Source organism: Leclercia sp. UBA7405 (genome assembly GCF_037152215.1).
GTDB lineage: Bacteria > Pseudomonadota > Gammaproteobacteria > Enterobacterales > Enterobacteriaceae > Enterobacter > Enterobacter pneumoniae.
The window spans coordinates 1190117-1213099 of sequence record NZ_JBBCMR010000001.1 but is presented as its reverse complement, the minus strand read 5'-3'; the positions used below and the strand labels follow the sequence as shown (position 1 = coordinate 1213099).

Here is a 22983-nt window from a genome sequence, read left to right as displayed (position 1 = left end):
CTGGGATTACACGTCCGTAAGAGCGGGAATTATTAATAACAGCGTAGATAATAAAAAACGCTTACGCCCGCCATGCTTATTAGCTCCAGCTAATAGTATCGAGCAGACCTGAAATATCCTCCCGAATTTTCATCCCGGAATCTGCTAAATCAACAATAGAAAGAATACTTTCATTGCCCAGTTGAATATTGACCTGCTCTACCACCAGCGCCAGATGCGTCATTACCGCCTGGAGCCCGTGAATGTCAACATTAACTTGATCGAGGCTGAGATAGCAGACGCCCCTCGCTGTGATCGCAAAACTTGCGCACCGGTGGGTGTAGTGCTGGTGAAAAGCCGTAATCCACTCGGCCGTTGGGCAATAATAAGGCTTTATTTGGATGCAGAGACGCTCAACGATACCCTTATTAATAATGCACGCCGCTTTATCAAAGTCCGTCAGAGTGACAGCATGTGTCATAAAAATTGAGGCAGGCTTTTTCATCAGGGTAGTTCTTATTTATGAGAGAGATACATTTCATGCTATAATACCTATCCCCTGTCTTCAACCGTCACTTTTTATGCCGCAACTTATCTGGTGTCTCGATAACTATTTCGAAGAGAAGAAAAAAGATTGTTATTTCGTGGTATTCGGCCGCAAATTTCCCATAAAGCATGATGATAATTTTAAAAAGAGTGAAAACCCGCCGGGTAGAGCAGCGTTATTAAGCTGGTTCAAAGCGCACTATCCCCATATAGCGGTCGAGCCGGTATGGCCGCACAGCAGCACCAGTCTGTCGCTCTTCTTTGATCGGGAATACGATGGTTCTGTCACGATTGAGTTTGACGACGAGAGCCTGCGCGCTTTCTGCGAAGAGTGGGAAGATGAAGACCAGAACGGGTGTTCCAGAGACGGGACGTTCATCTGTTATCACCTCCCTTATGCGTCGTATCTGGAAAATCGAGGTTAATGCCTGAGTAAACCGCTATCAGAAATTAAGATTAAGAATGATAATATTCAGTCCGGACACCCATTTATGCAGCCTGACAGGATAAACAATGAACCACGACATTCCCCTCAAGTTTTACGACATCGTTGACGAGTACGCCACTGAAACGGACATTGCCGTTAACGACGCCGAGCGCGACACGCTGGCGCACTATTTTCAGCTGCTGATCACCCGTTTAATGAATAACGAAGAGATCAGTGAAGAAGCCCAGCAAGAGATGGCCGCCGAGGCCGGTATTAACCCGCTGCGCATTGATGACGTTGCCAACTTCCTCAATCAGTGGGGCAATGAGTAGTCCACATTAAGGCCATGCAGCGGCCCTTACCCTGTGTCAGATCACATGCTATGGTAGTACAACACAAAAAGCGTTGAGGAACAGTGAGATGATTATTTTAGTAACTGGAGCGACCGCAGGTTTTGGTGAAAGTATTACCCGTCGTTTTGTGGCCAACGGTCACAAAGTCATTGCGACAGGCCGCCGTCAGGAGCGTTTGCAAGAGCTGAAGGATGAGCTGGGTGACAGCATTCTGACCGCGCAGCTGGACGTGCGTAACCGCGCCGCCATTGAAGAGATGATCGCAAACCTCCCTGCCGAGTGGCGTGAAATTGATGTGCTGGTTAACAACGCCGGTCTGGCGCTGGGCATGGAGCCTGCGCATAAAGCCAGCGTTGAAGACTGGGAAACGATGATCGACACCAACAACAAAGGTCTGGTCTATATGACCCGTGCAGTGCTGCCGGGTATGGTTGAGCGTAACCGCGGCCATGTCATTAATATTGGCTCTACTGCGGGCAGCTGGCCTTATGCAGGGGGTAACGTTTATGGCGCCACGAAAGCTTTTGTTCGTCAATTCAGCCTCAACCTGCGTACCGATCTGCACGGCACCGCTCTTCGCGTGACCGATATCGAGCCAGGTCTGGTGGGCGGAACCGAGTTCTCTAACGTGCGCTTCAAAGGCGACGACGATAAAGCCGGTAAAACCTACGAGAATACCCAGGCCCTGACCCCAGAAGATGTCACCGAGACGGTCTGGTGGGTCGCGACCCTGCCGAAACATGTCAATATCAACACCGTAGAGATGATGCCGGTCAGCCAGAGCTTTGCTGGCCTGAGCGTCCATCGCGGCTGATCTTCCTCTCCCGGCCTGCGGGCCGGGTATGGGATGACCGGCAAAAAAATGGTAGTATTTACCGCTTAATTCTTCGAGAAATCACAACGCATGGCCGCAGAATCGCAACTTAATCCTACACAGCCCGTCAACCAGCAAATCTACCGCATTTTGCGCCGCGATATCGTGCGTTGCCTGATTCCGCCGGGAACGCCGCTGTCGGAAAAAGAGGTCTCCGTGCGCTTTGACGTCTCCCGTCAGCCAGTGCGTGAAGCTTTTATCAAACTGGCTGAAAATGGACTTATCCAGATCCGTCCGCAGCGCGGCAGCTATGTTAATAAAATCTCGCTTAATCAGGTGCGTAATGGCTGCTTCGTGCGCCAGGCCATTGAGTGTGCGGTGGTCCGTCGCGCCGCCAGCCAGGTAAACGACAATCAGTGTTATTTGCTGGAACAAAATCTCCACCAGCAGCGCATAGCCATTGAGCGCAAGCAACTTAATGACTTTTTCCAGCTCGACGACGAATTCCACCAGAAGCTGGCGCAAATCGCCGACTGCCAGCTGGCCTGGGATACGGTTGAAAACATTAAGGCGACTATCGATCGGGTGCGTTATATGAGCCTTGACCATGTCTCTCCGCCCGAGATGCTGTTACGCCAACACTACGATATTTTCAGCGCGCTGGAAAAACGCGATGGGGATGCGGTGGAAAAGGCGATGACGCTGCATCTGCAAGAGATTGGCGAGTCCGTGCAGTTAATTCGTCAAGAAAATAGCGACTGGTTTAGCGAAGAGTAATGCTGCCGCATCCTGTTATATTACCAGGATGCGGCAAAATAATTAGCGAACCACTAATACCGGAATTTTGGCATAGCGTAAGACGGATTCGGCATTTGAGCCTAACAGATGGGTGGTGACGCCCGGTTTTTTTGAGCCGATAACAATCACGTCATATTCACCCTCAGCACTCATGGCAATGATTTCGTCACGCACATTACCGAATCGTACCCGCGTCTGAATATTTTCCGGCGCAATATCGAATAGCCGCTTCAACTCATTCATCTTCTTCTCTGACTCTTGCGTCATATAGTTTTCAAACTTTTTAATGTCTGACGAGAAACCTCGTAACATGGCGCGTCCGCTGACAGGCAGAATGTTTAATAGCGTGATGGTGGCATTATCAGCCATAGCGAGAAAAGAAGCATGGCGCACCGCTTTATCGCTTAAATCCATTTCAAAGACATCGACAGGCATCAATATTCTTTTGTACATCGTCTCTCTCCTTATTGCGCTAGCCAGATTGCTTAACGATATTAAGAGTGACACGGCGAAATCAAACCATTCCTAAACAGTCCCGTCAGGAAATTACCTTAAGAGGTAAAGAAATGTCGGCCTGAGTTATTCTTGCCGTGAGATAAAAAAGTGTGAGTTTGATCAAAAACAAAAAAACGGCTGCGCTACAGGCGTATTAATACTATCCCGTGAGCGGCAAGAACCATCACGTCGCTTCGGTTAGCATTAGAGGAGAAATATGATGATGACTTACGACCGCAACCGTAACGCAATTTCCACCGGCAGCCGGGTAATGATTAATAGCACCGGCACTACAGGCACCATCCGCGCGATTCATAGCGAAGGGCTGAGCGCCGCTCAGGTACGCCGCAGCAAAACGGTAGAAGTCGAGGGCGTAGAAGGCCGATTCGAACCGGTTGAACTCATCCGCCTCGGTTTGCATTAAGAGGCCGAATCATGCCGCCGCGCACGGCGGCATGTCCTGACTCAGCGGGAAGCGGCGTACTGCGCCACCGTCGCCTTCGCCCCCAGCTTCAACAGCGTGAGATAAGCCTGTTTCACCGCCTCAACGAAGATTTCATCCTGCGGTAATTCATTGCCGAAAATCGCTTCAATACCCAACAGCGCCGTGACCCGACTCACCCCTTCTTCACTGTGCTGTACCGCCGCCTGAATAACCGGCAGCAGCGGGTCGCACACCTCGATAGGTTGTCCCTGCTCATCTACTCCGCTCACATAGCGCATCCAGCCCGCCACGCCCAGCGCCAACAGCGGGAAGCTACGTTGATGTGCCCGATGCCAGCGCACGGAGTCGAGCATTCGCTGCGGCAGTTTCTGGCTACCGTCCATGGCGATCTGCCAGGTGCGATGACGCAACGCCGGATTGCTGTAGCGGGCAATTAACAGTTCAGCATAACGTTGAAGGTCTACCCCTTTCAACTTCAACGTGGGCGCCTGCTCCTGGAGCATCAGCGCCTGCGCTGCGTGGCGGTAGTTCGTATCTTCCATGCAGTCATTGATATGCTGATAACCCGCCAGATAGCCCAGATAGGCGAGGAAGGAGTGGCTGCCGTTTAACATACGCAGCTTCATCTCTTCGAAGGGGACAACGTCTGAAACCAGCTCCGCCCCTGCTTTTTCCCACGCTGGTCGTCCTGCAACAAAGTTATCCTCTACTACCCACTGCCGGAAGGGTTCACAGGCAACCCCGGCAGGGTCGCGTACGCCGGTGATGTGCGCGATTTTATCCAGCGTATCGGCGGTAACGGCAGGCACAATACGATCCACCATGGTGGACGGGAAGGTGACGTTCGCTTCAATCCATTCCGCCAGCTCGCTTTCTACCGCCCGGGCGTAAGCACAAATAACATTTCGGGTAACGTGACCGTTTTCAGGCATGTTGTCACACGACATCACGGTAAAGGCCGACAGCCCTCGCTGTTTGCGACGAGATAGCGCCTCGACCACCACGCCGGGAGCAGATTTTGGCTGATGGGGGTTTCGCAGGTCTGCCACGATAAACGGATGATCGAGCATCAGTTCCCCGCTGGCAGGTGCATGGCAATAACCTTTTTCCGTAATGGTCAGCGAAACGATGGCGATTTGCGGGTCGCACAAGGCTGCCAGCACGGTTTCCAGGCCGTCCACATCCACATGCAGCGCTTTTGTGACCACCCCAACAACGCGTGCAGTCCAGGCATCGGCAGACATTTCCGCTACGGTATAGAGGTTATCCTGCGCACGAAGATCGGCAATTTGCTGCTCACCGCCGATCAAATTAACCTCGCAGTATCCCCAGTCGCTGCCCTGCTCTGCCGCCAGGATGTCGGTATAGACCGCCTGATGCGCACGGTGGAATGCACCAAAACCGAGATGAACAATGCGCGTTTGCAGGGTATTTCGATCGTAGCGCGGGAGCGTCGCGTTTGCCTTTAATAACGGATTTTCCATAATTGACTCTTTTAGCGAAGATTTATCTCAGGCGCGTCGCCGCGTCCCAGAGGAGTCGCGGCGGCACCGGCTTACTAAACTAACTAGAATGGTAGAAGCTATAAAAAAGAGAGCTGCCATCTACCATACTGATTGTTGAAGCCGGGTTATTGATTTACGTTAACTTTTAGGCAAGTGGTGTGACAGCTATTGAAAGCTGTGTGACAACATTCACCATCAGGATAAAGCGCCCTGCTTAGCGCGTGCGCCATCCCGCGCAGGCTTTGCTTCGGCTGCATCTTCCAGGGCGCTCAGATCACGATCACGCACTTCGGGCATCAGCACGGCAGAGACCAGACCAATTACCGAGTAGACCACCACCATGACCGCGATCGGCCACCAGGCACCGGTCATATTGCAGAAAATTCCTGCCAGCACCGGACCGAAGCCCACCGCCACCAGCCCCCCCGCCTCTTTCGAGATCGCCATGCGGATAAAGCGATTACGCGAGCCAAACATCTCCGCCATGGTAATGTTTTCCAGTGCAAACAGCCCCAGCACCGCGACGTTGTGGATGATGATAATGGACGCCATGATCACCCCTGGCGCGTTGGCTTTGTCGACGATAATCGACAGCATCGGCCAGGCCAGAAGAATGGCCGAAATATTGAGGATTATATAGGGTAAGCGACGGCCAAACTTATCTGAGAGCCAGCCCAGCAGTGGAATCGAGATAAAGCCCAGGAACGAACTGATCATCAGCGCATCGGTAGGGATGCTCTTATTAAACAGCAACGTCTGCACCAGATAGCCCGCCAGGAACGTCTGAATCAACCCGGAGTTACCCGCCTGACCAAAGCGCAAGCCGGTCGCCAGCCAGAAGGATTTGCTTTTAAACATCGCCCCCAGAGTGCTCTCCTGCGGCGCAGTCACGGCTGGCGCCTCTTCGGCATTCACCTTTTCAAAGACCGGGCTCTCTTTCAGGTTCATACGCAACCAGATAGCAAAGATCATGACCACCACGCTTGCAAGGAACGGGATACGCCAGCCCCATGCCACCAACTCTTCCCGGTCGAGGGCAAAGAACATAATCGCCCAGATCGCAGTGGCGCTCAGGGTGCCGCAGTTGGTGCCCATCGCCACCAGTGAAGAGATGATCCCGCGTTTACCTTTCGGCGCATACTCCGCCAGCATGGTGCCTGCCCCGGAGATTTCCGCCCCGGCGCCCAGCCCCTGGATGATACGCAGCGTGACCAGCAACACCGGCGCAAAAATCCCGATCTGCGCATAAGTAGGCAGCACGCCAATCAGGGTGGTGCAGATCCCCATCATGGTAATGGTGATAAACAGCACTTTTTTACGGCCAATGCTGTCGCCCATTTTCCCGAAGATAAAGGCTCCCACGATACGGGCGATATACCCCGCGCCGTAGGTACCCATCGCCAGGATCAGGGCCATTGCGGCAGACTGTTCCGGGAAGAAAATCTCGTGAAAGACCAGCGCGGCGCCCAGCGAGTAGAGCTGAAAATCCATGAATTCGAGTGCAGTCCCAAGCCAGCCCGAGACTGCGGCTTTGACGAGATCAGAGGTGCTTCTTTCATGTTGTACTTGAGTCATATTGGCTATCTCAACAGGGTAAGATGCGTACTACCAAACCGCATTCGTCATAATTAAGAGAACGTCAGTAATACCTTGCAGCAGTGCCGCTGGTCTTTTTCAAAGCGTTCAATGGCGTCTTTAACATCTTGATAATCAAAGGTATGGGTAATAAGTTTGTCGGGGTCGATAAGTCCCTGCTCGAGCCAGCTAATCACCACCGGGAACTTATTGGCATTCAGTCGCGACGAGAAGATCGACAACTCTTTGCCGGTGATCCCTTGCTGGATAACCTGGCTTGGCTCGCTGGAAAAGCCCATCAGCACAATACGTGCCGCAGGGGATGCCAGCGTAACGGCTTCCTGCAAAATCGACGGATGACAGGCCGCGTCGATGATTAACGTCGGTTTGATCCCTTTTGCTTCCAGCTCTGCCTGCAGTGAACCATTGCCGTTATTAATCACCCAGTCCGCACCGCTGCGTTGCGCCATCTCCAGACGCTCGTCGATACGATCGACCACGATGACCTGACTGACGTTGTACACCCCTTTCAGCGCCTGAGTGGTAACCAGGCCCATGGGGCCCGCCCCATAAATCAAGGCCACATCCTGTTCTAAAGGGCTGGCATGTCCGGTGACGTTCGCGGCAATCGTGAAGGGCTCCACCATGACCGCATGTCTGTCACTGATGGTATCCGGGATGGGCCAGGCATTTTTTTCTGGCACCACGGCATACTCGCTAAAGCCGCCGTCACGGTGCACCCCCAGCACCACCAGTGAGGTACAGACATTGGGCTTACCCACCGAACAGGGATAGCAGTGGCCGCAGCTGATCACCGGGTCGACAGAGACTCGCTGCCCTATGCGCGCGTGGTCAACCCCCTCGCCCACGGCATCAATCACACCAAAGAATTCATGACCGATGACCCGTGGATATTTGGCGAAGGGGTTATGGCCACGATAGATATGGCTATCGGAACCACAAATTCCCGCCAGCTTCACCTTAACCCGCACCTCTCCGGCTGCGGGCTCTGCCCGCGGTCGCTCTTCAATGACCAGCTCTTCAGGTTTCTGGATGACGATACTTTTCATCTTCTGCTCCTTTACCAGTTCCACAGGGTGCCATCTTCCAGACGGGCAACCGGCAGATAGGCGGGATCGTAGGGATATTTTGCGGCCAGTTTTTCATCAAACTCGATGCCGAGTCCGGGCTTGTCGCCTGGGTGCATGTAGCCGTTGTCGAAACGCCAGCTATGCGGGAAGACTTCCAGCATCTGTTCGGAATAGCCCATATACTCCTGTACGCCAAAGTTCGGCACCCACAGGTCAAAATGAAGAGCCGCCGCGTGGCAGATCGGCGACAGATCCGACGGCCCGTGCGAGCCGGTACGTACCTGGTAGAGCGAGGCGAAATCGGCGATACGACGCATGCCGGTGATGCCCCCCGCGTGGGTAATGGTGGTGCGGATATAGTCGATCAGCTGTTCTTCAATCAGCTGTTTGCAGTCCCAGATGCTATTAAAGACTTCGCCTACCGCAATCGGGGTTACGGTATGCTGACGAATTAAACGGAAGCACGCCTGGTTCTCTGCCGGCGTAGGATCTTCCATCCAGAACATGCGGAACGCCTCGATGCTCTTACCGAAACGCGCAGCTTCAATTGGCGTCAGACGGTGGTGCATGTCGTGCAGCAAATGCTCGTTAAAACCAAATTTATTCCGCACGGCATCGAACAGCTTCGGTGTGAAATCGAGATATTTTTCGGTTGACCAGAGCTGCTCTTCCGGCCAGTTGCCTTTGGTGGCAGGCTCGTAGGCCAGCCCTTTGCCCTTCGACATGCCGTAGGTGGTTTTCATACCCGGCACACCGCACTGCACACGAATCGCCTTAAAGCCCATCTCTTTGTGGCGGGCGTAATCTTCCAGCACATCATCAATGCTATGGCCGGTGGTGTGGCAGTAAACCATCACCCCTTCACGGGAGGCGCCGCCCAACAGCTGATAGAGCGGCATGTTTGCCGCTTTAGCCTTAATGTCCCACAGCGCCATATCCACGGCCGAAAGAGCAGACATAGTCACCGGGCCGCGACGCCAGTAAGCGCCTTTGTAGAAGAACTGCCAGATATCCTCGATGCGATGCGCATCGCGGCCAATCAGTTGCGGACAGAGGTGATCTTTCAGGTAGGAGGCGACAGAAAGCTCGCGACCATTCAGGGTGGCATCGCCGAGCCCGACGATACCGTCGTCAGTGGTAATTTTCAGCGTGACAAAATTACGTCCTGGGCAGGTAACAAATACTTCAGCCCCAACAATCTTCATGTTCCGGTTCCTTACATCTTGCGTTGTGATGCAGGAAATTTATGCAATAAGCCTACTACCATACAAGTATTGCGATCAAAAAATCCTCACCGGATCACAAAAAGAGGCGCTCAGGGGCGCCCCCATCCTGCCACGATAATTAGCATGCCGCAGAGCGCTATCGCCGCGCCTGCCCAGTCATACGAGCTCAATTTCACCCCATCCACGACCCGTAACCAGAGGAGAGCCGTGCAGACATAGACACCACCGTAGGCGGCATAGACCCTGCCGCTGGCCGCCGGATGCAGAGTCAATAACCAGACAAACAGCGCCAGCGCTACCGCCGCAGGCAGCAAAAGAAACACCGACCCACCCCGCTTCAGCCAGAGCCAGGGCAGGAAACAGCCCAAAATTTCACAAACTGCAGTGGCGAAAAAGAGTAAAGTTGTTTTAATCATATTTCACGTACTTTGAGGGGGGTTGAGTTATTATACCCAACTCTATAAGGAAGCGTTCCACACAGCTGATGTGGTTTTGCCCTCAAAATGGACTGTTGTAGAATCGACGGCGTCATTTTCGAATCTTCGCCGTTCGGGAGAAAATCACCATGAATACAATGAGTATACGTCTCGGATTGGTTGCCCTGCTGGCGGCGATGTTTATCGCTCCAGTCTCTGCCAATACCAGCAAGTTGATTATCGAATCCGGGGATAGCGCGCAAAGCCGTCAGAACGCTGCAATGGATAAAGAGCAGTGGAACGACACCCGCAGCCTGCGCCATAAAGTTAATACCCGCGCAGAGAAAGAGTGGGATAAAGAGGACGTGGCCTTTGATGCGCGCGATAAGTGCCAGCAAAGCGCGAACGTTAATGCCTACTGGGAACCCAATACCCTGCGCTGCCTTGACCGCCGCACCGGCCGCAGCCTGGCACCCTAATCGCCCTGCACTTCACCGCGCAGATCCCTGCGCGGTTTCTCAATAGTAATCAATTGTGTTTTTGATGGTGTATTTGTGTTCCTGCGCCGGTTTTACGCTCTGATCCACAATCAGGAGCTCGCAGGTCACGGGGTTGTCATGGCGATCGTAATCGCAACTCTGTTTAACGTTACCCAGCGTCTTGTCGTTCAGCATGCTGACGGCGGTATAATCCAGCCGCTTGCGAAGATCCGCAGAAGGTTTGGAGGCCACCGACAGCCGTTGCTCCCCTGAAACGCTCGTCTTGCCCAACGGGTACCCATCCACATCGTAACGATAGCTAACATCGGTCTCTTTCCCGTGCGCGCTGACAATAAACCCGGCGTCATTGGTCTCCCATGAAGTGCCTGAAGCAACCATCTCGGCCAGCTGACATTTACCCTGTAAACGCAACTTTTTCTGCATCGTCTGCGCGTCGAGGTAGTAGTTAGCATTAAGTACCAGCGCCACCCCCGAATTCGATTCGATGTCGTGGATCTCCAGGGTATCGAAACACCCTTCGGTGGATAACGAACCGCTGACCCGTTTCGCCACTTCCCCTTTCTCATTCATCAGAGTCTGACTGAACTCTTTTACCGGTCCGCGCAGGGGATCAAAGTCAAATTCATTAGAAAAGCTTGCCATTTCAGGCGTAAACGAAAGCGGTGCTGAGGCGTTATCACATCCCGCCAACAGTGTCGTCAGGGCTAAACTGACTGCAATTTTCTTCACGTAACTCACCAAATCTGGAGATAATTCTCAATCATATTAGCAAATACAGACGTTTACACTAAGCCTGCTAAAATTAACTTGATGCCAAACTAAAGGAGGCGGTTATGAAACAGTTACCTTTGATTACTGCACTGCTGCTGGCTGGCGTGGCTCCGGCTGCCCTGGCGGCACCCGATTCCTGCGAACGGGTTAAAAGCGATATACAGCAGCGAATTATCAATAATGGCGTACCCGAGTCGGGTTTTACCCTCAACATTGTGCCGAACGACCAAAGCGATCAACCCGATGCTCAGGTTGTTGGTCACTGCGCTAATGACAGTTATAAAATTCTCTATACCCGCACCAGCAGCGGCAATTACCCGGTAAGCGGTGCCGCCACGCAAGACAATGCCCCCACCGAACCCCAGTAACTTTCCCCCGCCCTGGCGGGGGAAATGCCCTCTTCATTGATAAGGATTAATATTTTCTACCTCTAAACAGGTAACACTCCCTTCGTCATTAGCCTGGTAATCATCAGGCATGAAATTGTTTGCACAACAATAACGATGGAGTGAGCCATGTCCGATCATCAGCACTGGGGGGCGATCAGTCGCCGAAGCCTCGTCAAATCCACCGCTATCGGTTCCCTCGCTCTTGCAGCGGGCGGGATTTCCTTGCCTTTTGGGTTACGTAGCGCGGCTGCCGCAATTCAGCAAGCCACGCAGCCTGCAGAAGATAAAGTCGTCTGGGGCGCCTGTTCTGTTAACTGTGGCAGCCGCTGCGCGCTGCGTCTGCACGTTCGCGATGACGAAGTGTGGCGGGTCGAAACCGATAACACCGGCGAAGATATCTACGGCAATCACCAGGTTCGCGCCTGCCTGCGCGGCCGCTCTATCCGCCGGCGTATGAATCACCCGGATCGCCTTAACTATCCGATGAAACGGGTGGGCAAACGCGGCGAAGGAAAATTTGAACGTATCAGCTGGGATGAAGCCCTGAACCTGCTGACCGACAGCCTGAAAAAGGTGGTAAGCCAGTACGGTAACGAAGCGGTCTACATCAACTACTCCTCTGGCATCGTTGGCGGCAACGTGACCCGTTCGTCCCCGTATGCCTCACTGGTGGCACGCCTGATGAACTGTTACGGCGGCTTCCTCAGCCATTATGGTACTTACAGTACCGCACAGATAGCCTGTGCCATGCCCTACACCTACGGAAGCAACGAGGGTAACAGCACCTCCGACATTGAGAACAGCCAACTGGTCGTCATGTTTGGCAACAACCCGGCGGAGACGCGCATGAGCGGCGGGGGTATTACCTACTACCTCGAACAGGCGCGGGAGCGCTCAAACGCCCGAATGATCGTCATCGATCCGCGTTATACCGACACCGCAGCCGGGCGTGAAGATGAATGGATACCTATCCGTCCCGGCACCGACGCCGCACTGGTGAGCGCCCTGGCCTGGGTACTGATTACCGAAAATCGGGTTGATCAAGCCTTTCTTGATACCTATTGCGTGGGATACGACGAAAAAACCCTGCCAGAAGGTGCCCCGGCCAACGGGCATTACAAAGCCTGGATTCTGGGGGACGGCGAGGACGGTCTCGCCAAAACACCTGAATGGGCGGCGAAAATTACCGGTATTCCTGCCGAACGTATTGTGAAGCTGGCGCGCGAAATCGGCAGCGCTAAACCGGCCTATATCAGCCAGGGGTGGGGGCCACAGCGTCATGCCAACGGCGAGCTGAGTGCGCGCGCCATCGCAATGCTGCCAATCCTTACCGGCAACGTCGGCATCCATGGTGGCAACAGTGGCGCGCGGGAATCTACCTATACCATCACCATCGAGCGCATGCCGGTGCTGGAAAATCCGGTAAAAACGCAAATCTCCTGCTTTAGCTGGACGGATGCCATCGCCCGCGGACCGGAAATGACCGCTACCCGCGATGGCGTACGCGGTAAAGAGAAGCTGGATGTCCCCATCAAATTTATCTGGAACTATGCGGGTAACTGCATCACTAACCAGCACTCGGATATCAACAAAACCCACGCCATTCTGCAGGACGAGAGTCAATGCGAGATGATTGTGGTGATCGACAACTTTATGACCTCCTCGGCGAAGTACGCCGACCTGCTGCTGCCCGATTTAATGACCGTAGAGCAGGAAGATATCATCCCTAACGACTACGCCGGGAATATGGGTTATCTCATCTTCCTGCAGCCGGCGACCTCGCCCAAATTTGAGCGCAAACCTATCTACTGGATGATGAGTGAGGTGGCTAAACGTCTCGGCAAGGATGTCTACGATAAATTTACAGAGGGGCGCACGCAGTCAGAATGGCTGCAATACCTTTATGCGAAGATGGTGGCCCGGGATCCGCTACTACCCGCTTATGATGAGCTGAAGAAAATGGGCATCTATAAGCGACGCGATCCTGCCGGGCACTTTGTGGCGTACAAGAAATTCCGCGAAGACCCTCTTAACAACCCGCTGAAAACGCCCTCCGGCAAAATTGAAATCTACTCCAGCAAGCTTGCAGATATCGCCCATCGCTGGGAGCTTGCGCCAGACGAGACCATCAGCCCCCTACCTATCTATGCTCACACCTTTGAAGGCTGGGATGATCCGGCGCGCGACCGCTATCCGCTTCAGCTTTTTGGTTTCCACTTCAAGGGACGTACCCACTCAACCTACGGCAACATCGACGTGCTGGAGGCCGCCTGTCGCCAGGAGGTGTGGATCAATCCGCTCGATGCCGCGTCGCGTGGGATTAAAAACGGCGATCTGGTCCGGGTGTTTAACGGACGCGGCGAACTGCGTATTGCCGCAAAAGTCACGCCGCGCATCATGCCCGGCGTCAGCGCGATGGGCCAGGGCGCCTGGCATAACGCCGACATGAATGGCGATCGCGTCGATCACGGTGCCTGCGTTAACACCCTCACCACGCACCGCCCCTCACCGCTGGCGAAGGGGAACCCTCAGCACACCAACCTGGTGCAAATTGAGAAGGCATAAGGAGTAGTCGATGACCACCCAGTATGGATTTTATATTGACTCCAGCCGCTGCACCGGGTGCAAAACCTGCGAGCTGGCCTGTAAAGATTACAAAGATCTGACCCCGGACGTGAGCTTCCGCCGCATTTATGAATACGCAGGGGGCGACTGGCAGGAGGATAACGGCGTCTGGCAGCAGAACGTCTTTGCCTACTATCTGTCGATTGCCTGTAACCACTGCGAAGACCCGGCCTGCACCAAAGTCTGCCCGAGCGGCGCCATGCACAAGCGGGAAGACGGCTTTGTGGTGGTTAACGAAGAGGTCTGCATTGGCTGCCGTTATTGCCATATGGCCTGCCCGTACGGCGCGCCACAGTACAACGCCGCCAAAGGCCACATGACCAAATGCGATGGGTGTTACGATCGCGTGGCAGAGGGCAAAAAGCCGGTCTGCGTGGAGTCCTGCCCGCTGCGTGCACTGGACTTCGGCCCGATCGACGAGCTGCGGCAGAAACACGGCAAGCTGGCGGCCGTTGCGCCGCTGCCGTCGGCGCACTTTACGAAACCAAGTATTGTCATTAAACCCAATGCCAACAGCCGACCAACGGGTGATACCACCGGCTATCTGGCCAATCCGAAGGAGGTGTGAGATGGGAAACGGATGGCATGAGTGGCCTCTGGTCATTTTTACGGTATTTGGGCAGTGTGCCGTGGGGGCAATACTGGTGATGGGTTTTGTCCTGATGCGGGAAAGCGAGGGTCCGGCACGGGAGCGGATCCTGCGCATGATGTTCTTCGTCTGGCTGGTGATGGGGGCGGGCTTTATTGCCTCGGTGCTGCATCTGGGCTCGCCGCTGCGGGCCTTTAACTCCCTGAACCGCATCGGGGACTCTGCCCTCAGTAACGAAATCGCCAGTGGTTCGCTCTTCTTTGCCGTAGGCGGCCTCGGCTGGTTGCTGGCGATGTTGAAGAAACTGCCGGATGCGCTCTACACCGCCTGGCTGGTGATCACCCAAATTCTGGGGATCGGTTTTGTCTGGGCAATGACCCGCGTCTATCAGATCGATACCGTCCCCACCTGGCATAATGGATATACCACCCTGGGCTTCTTCCTGACGGTGCTGTTGGGCGGCCCGATTTTTGCTGCGCTGTTATTGCAGGCGGCAAAAGTGAAGGTCCATAGCCAGGCAGCGGCATTAAGCGTCCTGGCGCTGCTGGTCGCTGTGGCAGTGGTGGTGCTGCAAAGCAACATGCTCGCCACTGTTCACAGCTCCGTGCAGCAGGCCAGTACCCTGCTACCGGAGTATGGTTCGCTGCAGGTGTGGCGTATCATACTGCTTGCTGCCGGGCTGGGATGCTGGCTGTGCCCACTGCTGCGACGCCAGTCGCCGAAAACCTGGGGGCTTGCTGCGGGGCTTGTTCTGGTCGTCGTGGGTGAGTTAATCGGCCGTGGCCTTTTTTATGGTCTGCATATGACAACCGGCGTGGCTATCGCCGGATAAACCGGCGCGGGTTTGCCCCGCGCCACTGCAAGGGATGTTGGCATGAATTCTGTTTTACATCGCGAATCTTTCGCTTTTAGCGCCCGGGTTCTGGGCGCCCTGTTCTGGTACGCACCGGATAGCGCCGAGGCGGCACCGCTGGTAACGGCCCTCTCCACTACGGACTGGGCCGCCGACTGGCCTCTTTCATCGGAACAGCTGCAACCTGTGGTTGAGATCCTGCAAGCGCCGGCCGATGAACCGTTACCTGAAGCCTGGCAGCGGCTCTTTATCGGCCCCTATGCGCTACCGGCTCCGCCATGGGGTTCGGTTTGGCTGGATCGTGAATCGGTGCTATTTGGTGACTCGACTCTCGCGCTGCGCCAGTGGATGCGTGATAACGCCATAACCTTTGAGGCTCAGCAAAATGAGCCCGAAGATCATTTCGGTACCCTGTTGATGCTCGCCGCGTGGCTGAGTGAAAACGGACGTGACGATGCCCGCGATGCGCTACTGGCGCAACATCTGCTGCCCTGGAGTCAGCGTTTTCTCTCCGTGCTGGAACAGGAGGCAAAGCATCCATTCTATAGCGCGCTCGCCCAACTGGCCCGACTGACGCTGGAGTCGTGGCGAACGGCGCTGCCCGTCCCGGTCGCGAAAAAACCGCTCTATCGTTGATAAACCTGCCCTTCGGGGCAGGTTTACGCCTCTGGCTTTTCACCCATCCGTGTTAAAAATTGCTGCTGGAGCTTCAGCAGATCGCGCAGCGACAGGCGCTGGTAATCCAGCCCTTCATCACGCGCTATGGCCTCAATCACCTGACTTAAATCGTGATAATGACGATGATTCCAGTGCGGAAAGAGATGATGGGTCAGATGAAGATTCAGCCCGCCCAGCCAGTAGCCCAGCCATGCCGGACGGGTAGACCAGTCAAAGGTGGTAGTGAAGACATGGGCCAGCCTGCCCTCACTCATCTTGCCGTTTTCAGGAGGTAACTGCGCATGGCCTTTCGCCCAGTGGGTACCGATGACCAGCATCACGAAGAAGAGCGACGAGGTCATCTGGCTCGCCAGATAGACACCCGCTACTGTTCCGGCGCTAAAACTGTCTGCCATCACCCAGCAAGGTAACAGCAGCGAGAACGCGATGTGTGCCCCCTTACCGCAGAGAAAAACCCACCAGCCGTCGAATCCACGCTTCTCGAGGTGGGGAGTGACCGGCGTCAGCCCGCCTCTGTCGAGCCAGTCCATCACCCAGATATACCAGGGAAAGGTCAATGCGGCCACCAGCGGCCAGTAGTAGCGTTGCGCCTGCATCATGGGCCGCCAGCGCTGCCAGGGGCTCTGACGCAGCAGGCCGTTTTCGGCGGTATCAGGATCGTAGCATTCGATATGGGTATAACTGTGGTGAAAACGTACGTGGCGCACCCGCCAGCAGTCCGGATCCATGCCCAGCGGTACCGTGATGAGCCGGTTTAGCCACCGGTTCGCACTCCGGCCGCGCAGAAAGGCATTGTGGGAGGCGTCATGCATAACATTCACCGCCAGCAACATTGCGCAGACTATCATCAGCAGATACCAGACAAAAAAGGACAACAGGTGCTGCTGGATGAGCGCCACGCCATAACAGAGCAGACACAGCGCCAGCAGAGCCAGCGCTTTACCGACAGTGTGCGCATCTGCGTAGCGGTGATCATTATTTTTTGCCAATAACGCCCGTGACTCACGCTGTAACGCCCTGACCAGGCGTGGATCGTCTGCAGGAAAACGAATCGATTTTTGCGGATTAAACAGGTTCATGCTGTGCCTCGTTCACCCTGCGCCCTTGACCCGCCAACAGCGCAAGGGCGTGCACAACGAGCCCGGCCATCACCCCCAGCCAGTAAGGCTGGCGCCAGTCCCAGATGCCGATAAACAGCAGAGGCAACCCCAAGGTCACCAGCAGCCAGAGCACCACTCCCCACCGCTGCCCATCGCTGATCCCGCCCAGCGCGATAGACCCTGCGGCCAGTAATAAAAACAGCGCGGTCTGCTGCATGGTGACCCGCTCAATGTCGTAGCCGTAAAGCTGGATATAACCCAGCACCAGGCCAAACAGTAAGAGCGCGCCGGCGATCACGATCGTAGCTGAGGCGTTAAACCGCCGGGGCGGTTGAGCACGCGTTTTTCGCACCCCAAGCATGCGCAGGAAAGGCAGATTGCTCTCCCGCAGAGGATTAGAGGAAGGACGTTCACCCTGCACACCGTAACCGGGCTCGACGGGTGGCGTGACGCGACAAAAAGTACCAAATAACTTGTCCCAAAAGATAAAGGTACCGCCGTAATTGGAATCGGCAAAGCGGCGCGCCTTGTAATGGTGTACCCGATGATGTGACGGTGTAACAAACAGATATTCTAGCCAACCCAACTTTGGTGTTAAGGCATTGTGGTTAAAGAACTGCACGCTGTAATGCAGCACGGAGACGACTAAAAAAACGCTTAACGGGACGCCGAGCACCGCTAACACCAGAAAGAACGGGATCCCTGTTAATGAGGAGTACCATGAGTTCCTCACCCCCAGCGAAAGATTGAAATGCTCGCCCTGATGGTGCACCACATGTACCGCCCAAAGAGGGCGCAGCGTGTGGTGAAGGCGATGGAGCCAATAAAAACCGAAATCCCACGCCAGAAGGGTGAACAACCACAGCCAGACCGGTGACACGCCATCAAAAAGGTGCAAACTGAAGCGGCTGAAGACCAGCCCGTAACAGAGCACCTCGGTGCATCTGAACAACCACAGGACGATATGGCCGGAGTTGATGTTAAAGACGACATCGTGCCAGTCGATTTTTTGTCGCCCGGTCAGATGTAAAATGCCCGCTTCGCCAAACACCAGAACCAGCATAACAATAATCGGAACCAGTAAATCACTCATTAATACGCTCCCTGTGTAATGTCCGACGCCTCTCCAGGCGTAACGCCAGCCAGCCGCATCCCCAGGCCAGCATGCCGCCGCCCAGCAGATCGATAAACAGATGCCTGCGCAGCTGCAGGATCGAATATCCAATGGCAAGCGCCCAGACCAGGCTTGCCACCGTCAATACGCCCTGCCGTCTGGCGGCAATAGCCCAGACGGAAAGCAGGGTTAACGCCGCATGCAGCGATGGAAAACAGTTTTGTGGTGAATCGACGCTAATAAGCCAGGTCAGAAGTTGCGACGCGCTGCCGTCGGAAGAATAAGTGGGATAATGAAGCGTGGTCGGCCAGAGCAGGTAAATCACGCCTGCACCCAGCGCCGACAGCTGCATGGCGCATGTCAGCCAGCGCAAGCGATCGCGCGGAACCAGCAAATACCCAAGCGGCACCAGCAGGAAAAACGACAAATAGAGCCAGATTGCCGAGGGCGAGAAAGGAATACTGGAATCGATAGCCATCGGTGTCAGATGATATCCCTTCCCCTGCAGACGATCGCTGAGTGCGTAGGCCACCCCCACCGCCCCCCAGCCGAGAAGCATGTGCCACAGACGGGGTTTTATCGCATTCATGCTTCCCCCTGGCGACGGACGATACGCCGTCTTTTATGGGCAAAGTGCGCCGGTAACGGCCGGGAAATTAAGGTCCAGTCCAGCGACTCTGGAACGATCCCCTGGCGGGTGAAGAGCTCGCTGAGAGCCGAGCGACACTGCTCAAGGATCGCCTTGTCGCAATCCGCTATTAATGTCAGGCTCGCCGCTCCGTTCTGCTCCAGACGGTAGTCCGCCGTCAGAGGCAATGTCTGGGCCAGCACGCGGCTACAGGCATCAGCAAACACCACCTGTGGCTTACCCGCCCGATCGGGAAGTTGCAGTTGATCGTCCCGGCGCCCTTCGATGCGCTCGATGGCGCGGGCGGCGTTGCCGCAGGGGCATGGTGTCGTGCGCGCAACCAGCACATCGTCAAGCCGATAGCGCACAATGGGCTGAGTGGTGCGCGTAAAATCGGTAATCAACGGAATAAAGCGGCGATCGTCCAGCCACTGGGGCTCAATATGTACAAACTCTTCATTAAGATGCAGCGTGCCATGAGCGCAGGTTGACGCCAGAAAACCTTCCGTTGCCTGATAGATTTCCCCCACTGAACCAAAAGTCTGTTTGAGCAAGGCTTTGTCCTGTTCGTCCAGCACCTCTGCTACCGAGATGACCTTTTTCACCGATAAGCTCAGCTCGCCGGCCTGTACCGCCAGCGCCAGGGCGCGCAGCACCTGCGCCGGGGCAACGATCAGGGTCGGAGATTGTTGTGCAAGACGGGCAAGCCCGGCAGAAAACGGTGCCAGTAGATCGTAAAACTCGAGGCTCAGCCAGCGGTTATTGACGCTCTGATAGAGGTTGTTATCCGCACGCAAAAAAAGCGCCACGCGCTCGCCGGCGAACAGGCCATCCGGCAACGCTTTCGCCAGTACCCCGGCGGCCCAGACCTGCTGCTCATACGGGCTGACCACAAACAACCCGCGTCGCCCGGAGGTCCCCGACGAGAGCCCCACGCTATAGCGCCCTATCGTTGGACGAAAATCCCGACTCTGCTCGCTCTGCAGCGCACAGGCCATCAGCGCGTCGCGCTTCAGCCCGGCGGTGTTCATTTCATCGAACTTTTCCATCATCAGCGCCTTATCCATGGTGGGCCACTGGCTGAGCGGTAACCTGAGATAACGGCGAAACCATGGGCTTCGGGACAGCACCCGTTTTTTAAACCTTTCCAGGCGCCGGGTCTGCCACGCTTCCAGCGCCTCGCGGTCGGTAAAACGCAGATGGCGGGTGCGATAATAGCGCCATAACAGCCGAAGCGGGATCATAAGTCTCCCTCATGGCAAAGACGGATATCCACCTGCCCTTGTTGCCAGAGCTGGTTGAGCTTTTCCAGCGTGCGATAAAACGTGGCCGGGTCAGCCATTACCAGGTTCGCCAGGCGCGACGGCCCTTTCAGCTCCCGGTAACTGGTGGGAGACCAGGCGGCATCTGCCGCCAGTAGGGTCCATCCCGCATCGGTAAGCACAAAGGCGCCAAAATGCCCTGCGGCATGGCCTGGCAACGGCACCAGCAGAATTTCGTCATTGCTACCGGGCAATAGATACCCACGATCAAAGGGCATCAGCGCCGCAGGTAACGCCACGCATTCGAAGCGCTCAAAAAAAGTGAGTGACGATTCAAACTCAGCGGGAAATAGCCCAGGGACAAAGGCCTGCCGCAGCGCGGCAAAGCCACGCAAATGTCTCACCTGCTGCCAGCCTTCCCCCGAGCAGAAGCAGGCTACGCCAGGAAAATCGCGTAACCCGGCAACATGGTCGGCGTGGAAATGCGACAGAATAATGCCGTCGATATCCCCGCCGGTGATGCCGCGCGCGAGCAGCTGTTGGGCCAGCGACGCCTGCGGGTCAAAGTAGACGGGCGTCATCTGGCGATAAATGCGAAAAACGCCTTCGCGGGTATATTGCTCAAACCACGAGGCATAACCCGTATCCCATAGCCAGCGCTTGCCCCCTGCCTCCAGCAGCCACGCGCGGGATGGAAATTTGCAAACGCGAAAGCCGGCGCCTTTCAGCGCCATGCAGCCAATATGGGTACAGTAGCCCACTTCAAAGGCGGTAATCGTTGCCATGCGTTCTTAGCCACTCCCCGGTACGTGCGATGCCATCATCCATTGTAAACACCGGGTGATACCCCAGTTCATCAATGGCCCTTTGTTGACTTAGGGTCATGTCGAAACAGACCGTGCCCGCACTATAGCGGGTAATGCGTGGTTCCTTGCCGGTGCAATGGCCCACCAGCTCCATACCGCGAGCCACCAGCGACATTAGCGGCCAGGGCAGAGCCTGGATGCGATAGTTCAGGCCAAGCTGTTGGTGCAGCAGCGCGTTGAGCATCGTTTTAAGCTGCTGCGGCTGATGGTTAGTGATGTTATAGACGCTGCCGGAGCGCAGCCCGGCCTCGCCGGTGGCGAGGGTCATGGCGTGCACCACGTTTTCGACATAGGTCAGATCGAGGAGCGCCTCTCCGCCACGCGGCAAGCGCAGCACACCGCCGTCGCGGTGCAGTTGCTGCAATAGCCGCGGTACGATCACCCTGTCGTGAGGGCCGAACAGGCCGCGCGGGCGCAGAAGCACAAAGGTGGTGGCCGGGAAGCGCGCAACCGCAGCCTGAATCCGCTCTTCAGCGGCGTATTTGCTGCTGGCGTAATGGCTGGAAAAATGGCGCGCCCGGTCACTCTCTTGTACATCGTAGCGATGCTGAAAGTCGAAATAGATGGCCGGAGTCGAAATATGAATAAAGCGGGGGATTTCCAGCTCCCCTGCGGCCTGCGCCAGGCGGCGGGTGGACTCGACATTGGCCTGCCAGAAGGCGGCGCGCCCGCCCCAGGGCGACGATTTCGCGGCACAGTGCCATACTGCGTCGCAGCCGTTCATTAACTGGCGGCACTCCGCCTCGCTGGCAGTCGTTAACTCGAGCGGAATAAAGTGCGCCCCCGCCTGCATTAAAGCGTTGCCTTCCGACCGATTGCGACCGGTGGCGACCACCTGATGCCCTTGCGCCAGTAATTGCGAAACCGCATTGCGACCCAGTCCGCTGGTCGCGCCTGTGACCAGGATTTTCATGGGATCAGCACCATTCCTGCAAGGGTCAACCCCGCTGCCGTCCCAATCAGCATGACGGGTTTACCCGGCTGGAAACGCCCGGAGATGACCGCTTCATGTAACGCAGTCGGAATTGAGGCCGCCACCTGATTACCGTAGTAGCGATAGATATCGACCAGTACCGCTTCCGGCACCTTGAGGCGCTTACGCATATGTTCAAGCGACAGATGGCTGGCCTGATGGGGCACCACGGTAGCAATCTCATCAAGGGCAATACCGCTTTTTTGCAGCAAACGTGCAAAATAGTCCTCAATCAGCGATGCGGCGAAGCGGAACAGGCGTTTGCCCTGCATGTGGAACAGGAAATCGCTATCGGTCATGCCCGCGCGCGGGTTACGTCGCGTGCCACCGGCGCGGATTTCACACAGTTCGCTGCCATCGGGATACATTTCAATCAGACTGGCGACGATACCGCTGGCCCCGTCTCCTCGTTCAACGATAGCGCAGGCCGCGCCGTCGCCAAAGATCAGCGAAGACTCTTCATGCGCCCAGTCGATACCCCGCGAAGCGATATCCGCCGAGACAATAGCAATACGCCGATAAGCGCCGCTATTGAGCAGGCCGGCCGCCACTTCCAGCGCCGAGATGAAGCTCACGCAGCTGCTGTTAATGTCAAATCCGGCTACGCCTGCGGGCATATTCGCCGCCTGCAAAATATGGATCGCGCTGCAGGGTAGCGCCTGAACGGCAATGGCCGAGGCGCAAATCAGCAGGTCGATGGACGAGGGGGCGAGCGACGCCGAGGCCAGTGCGTTATGCAGCGCCTCTGCCGCCAGAGCCGCCTGGCTGGCCTCTGCCGTGGCATGATAGCGCCAGAGAATATTTGAGCGTCGCTCAACATAGCCTTCGGGCTTACCGAGCTGGCGGTCCAGCGTTGCGGATACGATTTTTTCTCCCGGTAACGCAATGCCCGTGGCAATAATTTTTAGCGCTGTCGTGGGTGCGCCAGTCACCCCTGTTTTTCCCTGCAACACACTCACTTCCCT

General features: G+C 55.7%; 26 protein-coding genes. 11 read left to right on the top strand and 15 right to left on the bottom strand.

The genetic code is table 11. From position 1 onward, the window contains the following. Window positions 1–79: 79 nt before the first annotated feature. Complete coding sequence (locus tag WFN75_RS05900; RefSeq protein ID WP_336995770.1) at window positions 80–484, bottom strand: hypothetical protein; 405 nt, start codon at window positions 482–484, stop codon at window positions 80–82. A gap of 76 nt (window positions 485–560) precedes the next feature. Between WFN75_RS05900 and WFN75_RS05895 the strand changes: the two genes are divergently transcribed. From WFN75_RS05895 to WFN75_RS05880, 4 genes are all read left to right on the top strand, one after another. Then, window positions 561–950, top strand: a complete 390-nt coding sequence (locus WFN75_RS05895) for a hypothetical protein (RefSeq protein ID WP_207291789.1) — start codon at window positions 561–563, stop codon at window positions 948–950. 88 nt (window positions 951–1038) lie between these two features. Continuing rightward, on the top strand, window positions 1039–1284 hold the full coding sequence (locus WFN75_RS05890; protein WP_046885573.1) for a YmjA family protein: 246 nt from the start codon (window positions 1039–1041) through the stop codon (window positions 1282–1284). Window positions 1285–1372: 88 nt separating this feature from the next. Then, a complete protein-coding gene (gene ydfG / locus WFN75_RS05885; RefSeq protein WP_046885572.1) occupies window positions 1373–2119 on the top strand; it encodes a bifunctional NADP-dependent 3-hydroxy acid dehydrogenase/3-hydroxypropionate dehydrogenase YdfG in 747 nt (248 codons plus the stop codon). Between the two features lie 90 nt (window positions 2120–2209). After that, window positions 2210–2896: a GntR family transcriptional regulator gene (locus WFN75_RS05880; protein WP_040075785.1), complete on the top strand. Its 687-nt coding sequence runs from the start codon at window positions 2210–2212 to the stop codon at window positions 2894–2896. A 42-nt stretch (window positions 2897–2938) separates the two neighbouring features. Here the strand turns inward: WFN75_RS05880 and WFN75_RS05875 are convergent, their stop codons facing one another. Continuing rightward, a complete protein-coding gene (locus WFN75_RS05875; RefSeq protein WP_336995769.1) occupies window positions 2939–3370 on the bottom strand; it encodes a universal stress protein in 432 nt (143 codons plus the stop codon). Between the two features lie 262 nt (window positions 3371–3632). Between WFN75_RS05875 and ydfZ the strand changes: the two genes are divergently transcribed. Next, entirely contained in the window at window positions 3633–3836 is a 204-nt protein-coding gene (ydfZ, locus tag WFN75_RS05870; RefSeq protein ID WP_040075787.1) for a putative selenium delivery protein YdfZ, read from the top strand. A gap of 41 nt (window positions 3837–3877) precedes the next feature. On the opposite strand, the gene WFN75_RS05865 is transcribed toward ydfZ, so the two are convergent. The 5 genes from WFN75_RS05865 to WFN75_RS05845 form a co-directional block, all read right to left on the bottom strand. Continuing rightward, entirely contained in the window at window positions 3878–5341 is a 1464-nt protein-coding gene (locus tag WFN75_RS05865; protein ID WP_336995768.1) for a mannitol dehydrogenase family protein, read from the bottom strand. A gap of 216 nt (window positions 5342–5557) precedes the next feature. Continuing rightward, entirely contained in the window at window positions 5558–6937 is a 1380-nt protein-coding gene (locus tag WFN75_RS05860) for an MFS transporter (protein ID WP_336995767.1), read from the bottom strand. A 53-nt stretch (window positions 6938–6990) separates the two neighbouring features. Further along, a complete protein-coding gene (locus tag WFN75_RS05855) occupies window positions 6991–8007 on the bottom strand; it encodes a Zn-dependent oxidoreductase (protein ID WP_336995766.1) in 1017 nt (338 codons plus the stop codon). A gap of 11 nt (window positions 8008–8018) precedes the next feature. Then, complete coding sequence (gene rspA, locus WFN75_RS05850) at window positions 8019–9233, bottom strand: starvation-sensing protein RspA (protein ID WP_040075792.1); 1215 nt, start codon at window positions 9231–9233, stop codon at window positions 8019–8021. Between the two features lie 110 nt (window positions 9234–9343). Further along, complete coding sequence (locus WFN75_RS05845) at window positions 9344–9670, bottom strand: YnfA family protein (RefSeq protein WP_046885568.1); 327 nt, start codon at window positions 9668–9670, stop codon at window positions 9344–9346. Window positions 9671–9819: 149 nt separating this feature from the next. On the opposite strand from WFN75_RS05845, the gene WFN75_RS05840 reads away from it, so the two are divergent. After that, a complete protein-coding gene (locus WFN75_RS05840; RefSeq protein ID WP_233804646.1) occupies window positions 9820–10149 on the top strand; it encodes a DUF1283 family protein in 330 nt (109 codons plus the stop codon). Between the two features lie 39 nt (window positions 10150–10188). On the opposite strand, the gene WFN75_RS05835 is transcribed toward WFN75_RS05840, so the two are convergent. Further along, window positions 10189–10899: a YnfC family lipoprotein gene (locus WFN75_RS05835; RefSeq protein ID WP_336995765.1), complete on the bottom strand. Its 711-nt coding sequence runs from the start codon at window positions 10897–10899 to the stop codon at window positions 10189–10191. Window positions 10900–11003: 104 nt separating this feature from the next. Between WFN75_RS05835 and WFN75_RS05830 the strand changes: the two genes are divergently transcribed. The 5 genes from WFN75_RS05830 (at window position 11004) to dmsD (ending at window position 16033) form a co-directional block, all read left to right on the top strand. Further along, window positions 11004–11309, top strand: coding sequence for a DUF1161 domain-containing protein (locus WFN75_RS05830; protein WP_040075796.1), 306 nt, complete (start codon window positions 11004–11006; stop codon window positions 11307–11309). A gap of 147 nt (window positions 11310–11456) precedes the next feature. Then, window positions 11457–13895, top strand: a complete 2439-nt coding sequence (gene ynfE / locus WFN75_RS05825) for a selenate/tellurate reductase subunit YnfE (protein WP_233804644.1) — start codon at window positions 11457–11459, stop codon at window positions 13893–13895. Window positions 13896–13905: 10 nt separating this feature from the next. After that, window positions 13906–14523 carry a DMSO/selenate family reductase complex B subunit gene (locus tag WFN75_RS05820; RefSeq protein ID WP_040075798.1) on the top strand — a complete coding sequence of 206 codons (618 nt, stop codon included), beginning with the start codon at window positions 13906–13908 and terminating at the stop codon, window positions 14521–14523. Between the two features lies 1 nt (window position 14524). Continuing rightward, a complete protein-coding gene (locus tag WFN75_RS05815; protein WP_336995764.1) occupies window positions 14525–15376 on the top strand; it encodes a dimethyl sulfoxide reductase anchor subunit family protein in 852 nt (283 codons plus the stop codon). Window positions 15377–15418: 42 nt separating this feature from the next. Further along, on the top strand, window positions 15419–16033 hold the full coding sequence (gene dmsD / locus WFN75_RS05810; RefSeq protein WP_212478042.1) for a Tat proofreading chaperone DmsD: 615 nt from the start codon (window positions 15419–15421) through the stop codon (window positions 16031–16033). Window positions 16034–16056: 23 nt separating this feature from the next. Here dmsD and WFN75_RS05805 read toward each other — a convergent pair whose 3' ends face one another. Genes WFN75_RS05805 through WFN75_RS05775 form a run of 7 tightly spaced genes read right to left on the bottom strand, consistent with a single transcriptional unit; the run spans window position 16057 to window position 22971 of the window. Next, window positions 16057–17154 (bottom strand): fatty acid desaturase family protein, encoded by a 1098-nt coding sequence (locus tag WFN75_RS05805; RefSeq protein ID WP_336995763.1) that lies wholly within the window; start codon window positions 17152–17154, stop codon window positions 16057–16059. Continuing rightward, the gene (locus WFN75_RS05800; RefSeq protein WP_336995762.1) at window positions 17141–18268 is read right to left on the bottom strand and encodes a sterol desaturase family protein; all 1128 of its coding nucleotides are present in this window, start codon (window positions 18266–18268) and stop codon (window positions 17141–17143) included. Before WFN75_RS05800 ends, WFN75_RS05805 begins: the two co-directional genes overlap by 14 nt. Then, complete coding sequence (locus WFN75_RS05795; protein WP_286808874.1) at window positions 18261–18878, bottom strand: phosphatase PAP2 family protein; 618 nt, start codon at window positions 18876–18878, stop codon at window positions 18261–18263. The genes WFN75_RS05800 and WFN75_RS05795 overlap by 8 nt, the downstream gene beginning before the upstream one ends. Continuing rightward, window positions 18875–20161 carry a F390 synthetase-related protein gene (locus WFN75_RS05790; RefSeq protein ID WP_336995761.1) on the bottom strand — a complete coding sequence of 429 codons (1287 nt, stop codon included), beginning with the start codon at window positions 20159–20161 and terminating at the stop codon, window positions 18875–18877. The genes WFN75_RS05795 and WFN75_RS05790 overlap by 4 nt, the downstream gene beginning before the upstream one ends. After that, window positions 20158–20964 (bottom strand): MBL fold metallo-hydrolase, encoded by an 807-nt coding sequence (locus tag WFN75_RS05785; RefSeq protein ID WP_336995760.1) that lies wholly within the window; start codon window positions 20962–20964, stop codon window positions 20158–20160. Before WFN75_RS05785 ends, WFN75_RS05790 begins: the two co-directional genes overlap by 4 nt. Then, window positions 20942–21958 carry an NAD-dependent epimerase/dehydratase family protein gene (locus WFN75_RS05780; RefSeq protein ID WP_336995759.1) on the bottom strand — a complete coding sequence of 339 codons (1017 nt, stop codon included), beginning with the start codon at window positions 21956–21958 and terminating at the stop codon, window positions 20942–20944. Before WFN75_RS05780 ends, WFN75_RS05785 begins: the two co-directional genes overlap by 23 nt. Next, window positions 21955–22971 carry a 3-oxoacyl-[acyl-carrier-protein] synthase III C-terminal domain-containing protein gene (locus tag WFN75_RS05775; RefSeq protein ID WP_233804445.1) on the bottom strand — a complete coding sequence of 339 codons (1017 nt, stop codon included), beginning with the start codon at window positions 22969–22971 and terminating at the stop codon, window positions 21955–21957. The genes WFN75_RS05780 and WFN75_RS05775 overlap by 4 nt, the downstream gene beginning before the upstream one ends. Between the last annotated feature and the right edge of the window lie 12 nt (window positions 22972–22983).

Bases quoted from the DNA above. Each gene is read 5' to 3' on its own strand.
- ynfE (WP_233804644.1), top strand. From the start codon at position 11,457: ATGTCCGATCATCAGCACTGGGGGGCGATCAGTCGCCGAAGCCTCGTC.
- WFN75_RS05865 (WP_336995768.1), bottom strand. From the start codon at position 5,341: ATGGAAAATCCGTTATTAAAGGCAAACGCGACGCTCCCGCGCTACGAT.
- rspA (WP_040075792.1), bottom strand. From the start codon at position 9,233: ATGAAGATTGTTGGGGCTGAAGTATTTGTTACCTGCCCAGGACGTAAT.
- WFN75_RS05855 (WP_336995766.1), bottom strand. From the start codon at position 8,007: ATGAAAAGTATCGTCATCCAGAAACCTGAAGAGCTGGTCATTGAAGAG.
- WFN75_RS05780 (WP_336995759.1), bottom strand. From the start codon at position 21,958: ATGAAAATCCTGGTCACAGGCGCGACCAGCGGACTGGGTCGCAATGCG.
- WFN75_RS05860 (WP_336995767.1), bottom strand. From the start codon at position 6,937: ATGACTCAAGTACAACATGAAAGAAGCACCTCTGATCTCGTCAAAGCC.
- WFN75_RS05790 (WP_336995761.1), bottom strand. From the start codon at position 20,161: ATGATCCCGCTTCGGCTGTTATGGCGCTATTATCGCACCCGCCATCTG.
- WFN75_RS05805 (WP_336995763.1), bottom strand. From the start codon at position 17,154: ATGAACCTGTTTAATCCGCAAAAATCGATTCGTTTTCCTGCAGACGAT.
- WFN75_RS05795 (WP_286808874.1), bottom strand. From the start codon at position 18,878: ATGAATGCGATAAAACCCCGTCTGTGGCACATGCTTCTCGGCTGGGGG.
- WFN75_RS05845 (WP_046885568.1), bottom strand. From the start codon at position 9,670: ATGATTAAAACAACTTTACTCTTTTTCGCCACTGCAGTTTGTGAAATT.
- ydfZ (WP_040075787.1), top strand. From the start codon at position 3,633: ATGATGACTTACGACCGCAACCGTAACGCAATTTCCACCGGCAGCCGG.
- WFN75_RS05840 (WP_233804646.1), top strand. From the start codon at position 9,820: ATGAATACAATGAGTATACGTCTCGGATTGGTTGCCCTGCTGGCGGCG.
- dmsD (WP_212478042.1), top strand. From the start codon at position 15,419: ATGAATTCTGTTTTACATCGCGAATCTTTCGCTTTTAGCGCCCGGGTT.
- WFN75_RS05895 (WP_207291789.1), top strand. From the start codon at position 561: ATGCCGCAACTTATCTGGTGTCTCGATAACTATTTCGAAGAGAAGAAA.
- WFN75_RS05890 (WP_046885573.1), top strand. From the start codon at position 1,039: ATGAACCACGACATTCCCCTCAAGTTTTACGACATCGTTGACGAGTAC.
- WFN75_RS05820 (WP_040075798.1), top strand. From the start codon at position 13,906: ATGACCACCCAGTATGGATTTTATATTGACTCCAGCCGCTGCACCGGG.
- WFN75_RS05830 (WP_040075796.1), top strand. From the start codon at position 11,004: ATGAAACAGTTACCTTTGATTACTGCACTGCTGCTGGCTGGCGTGGCT.
- WFN75_RS05800 (WP_336995762.1), bottom strand. From the start codon at position 18,268: ATGAGTGATTTACTGGTTCCGATTATTGTTATGCTGGTTCTGGTGTTT.
- WFN75_RS05785 (WP_336995760.1), bottom strand. From the start codon at position 20,964: ATGGCAACGATTACCGCCTTTGAAGTGGGCTACTGTACCCATATTGGC.
- WFN75_RS05900 (WP_336995770.1), bottom strand. From the start codon at position 484: ATGAAAAAGCCTGCCTCAATTTTTATGACACATGCTGTCACTCTGACG.
- WFN75_RS05875 (WP_336995769.1), bottom strand. From the start codon at position 3,370: ATGTACAAAAGAATATTGATGCCTGTCGATGTCTTTGAAATGGATTTA.
- ydfG (WP_046885572.1), top strand. From the start codon at position 1,373: ATGATTATTTTAGTAACTGGAGCGACCGCAGGTTTTGGTGAAAGTATT.
- WFN75_RS05815 (WP_336995764.1), top strand. From the start codon at position 14,525: ATGGGAAACGGATGGCATGAGTGGCCTCTGGTCATTTTTACGGTATTT.
- WFN75_RS05880 (WP_040075785.1), top strand. From the start codon at position 2,210: ATGGCCGCAGAATCGCAACTTAATCCTACACAGCCCGTCAACCAGCAA.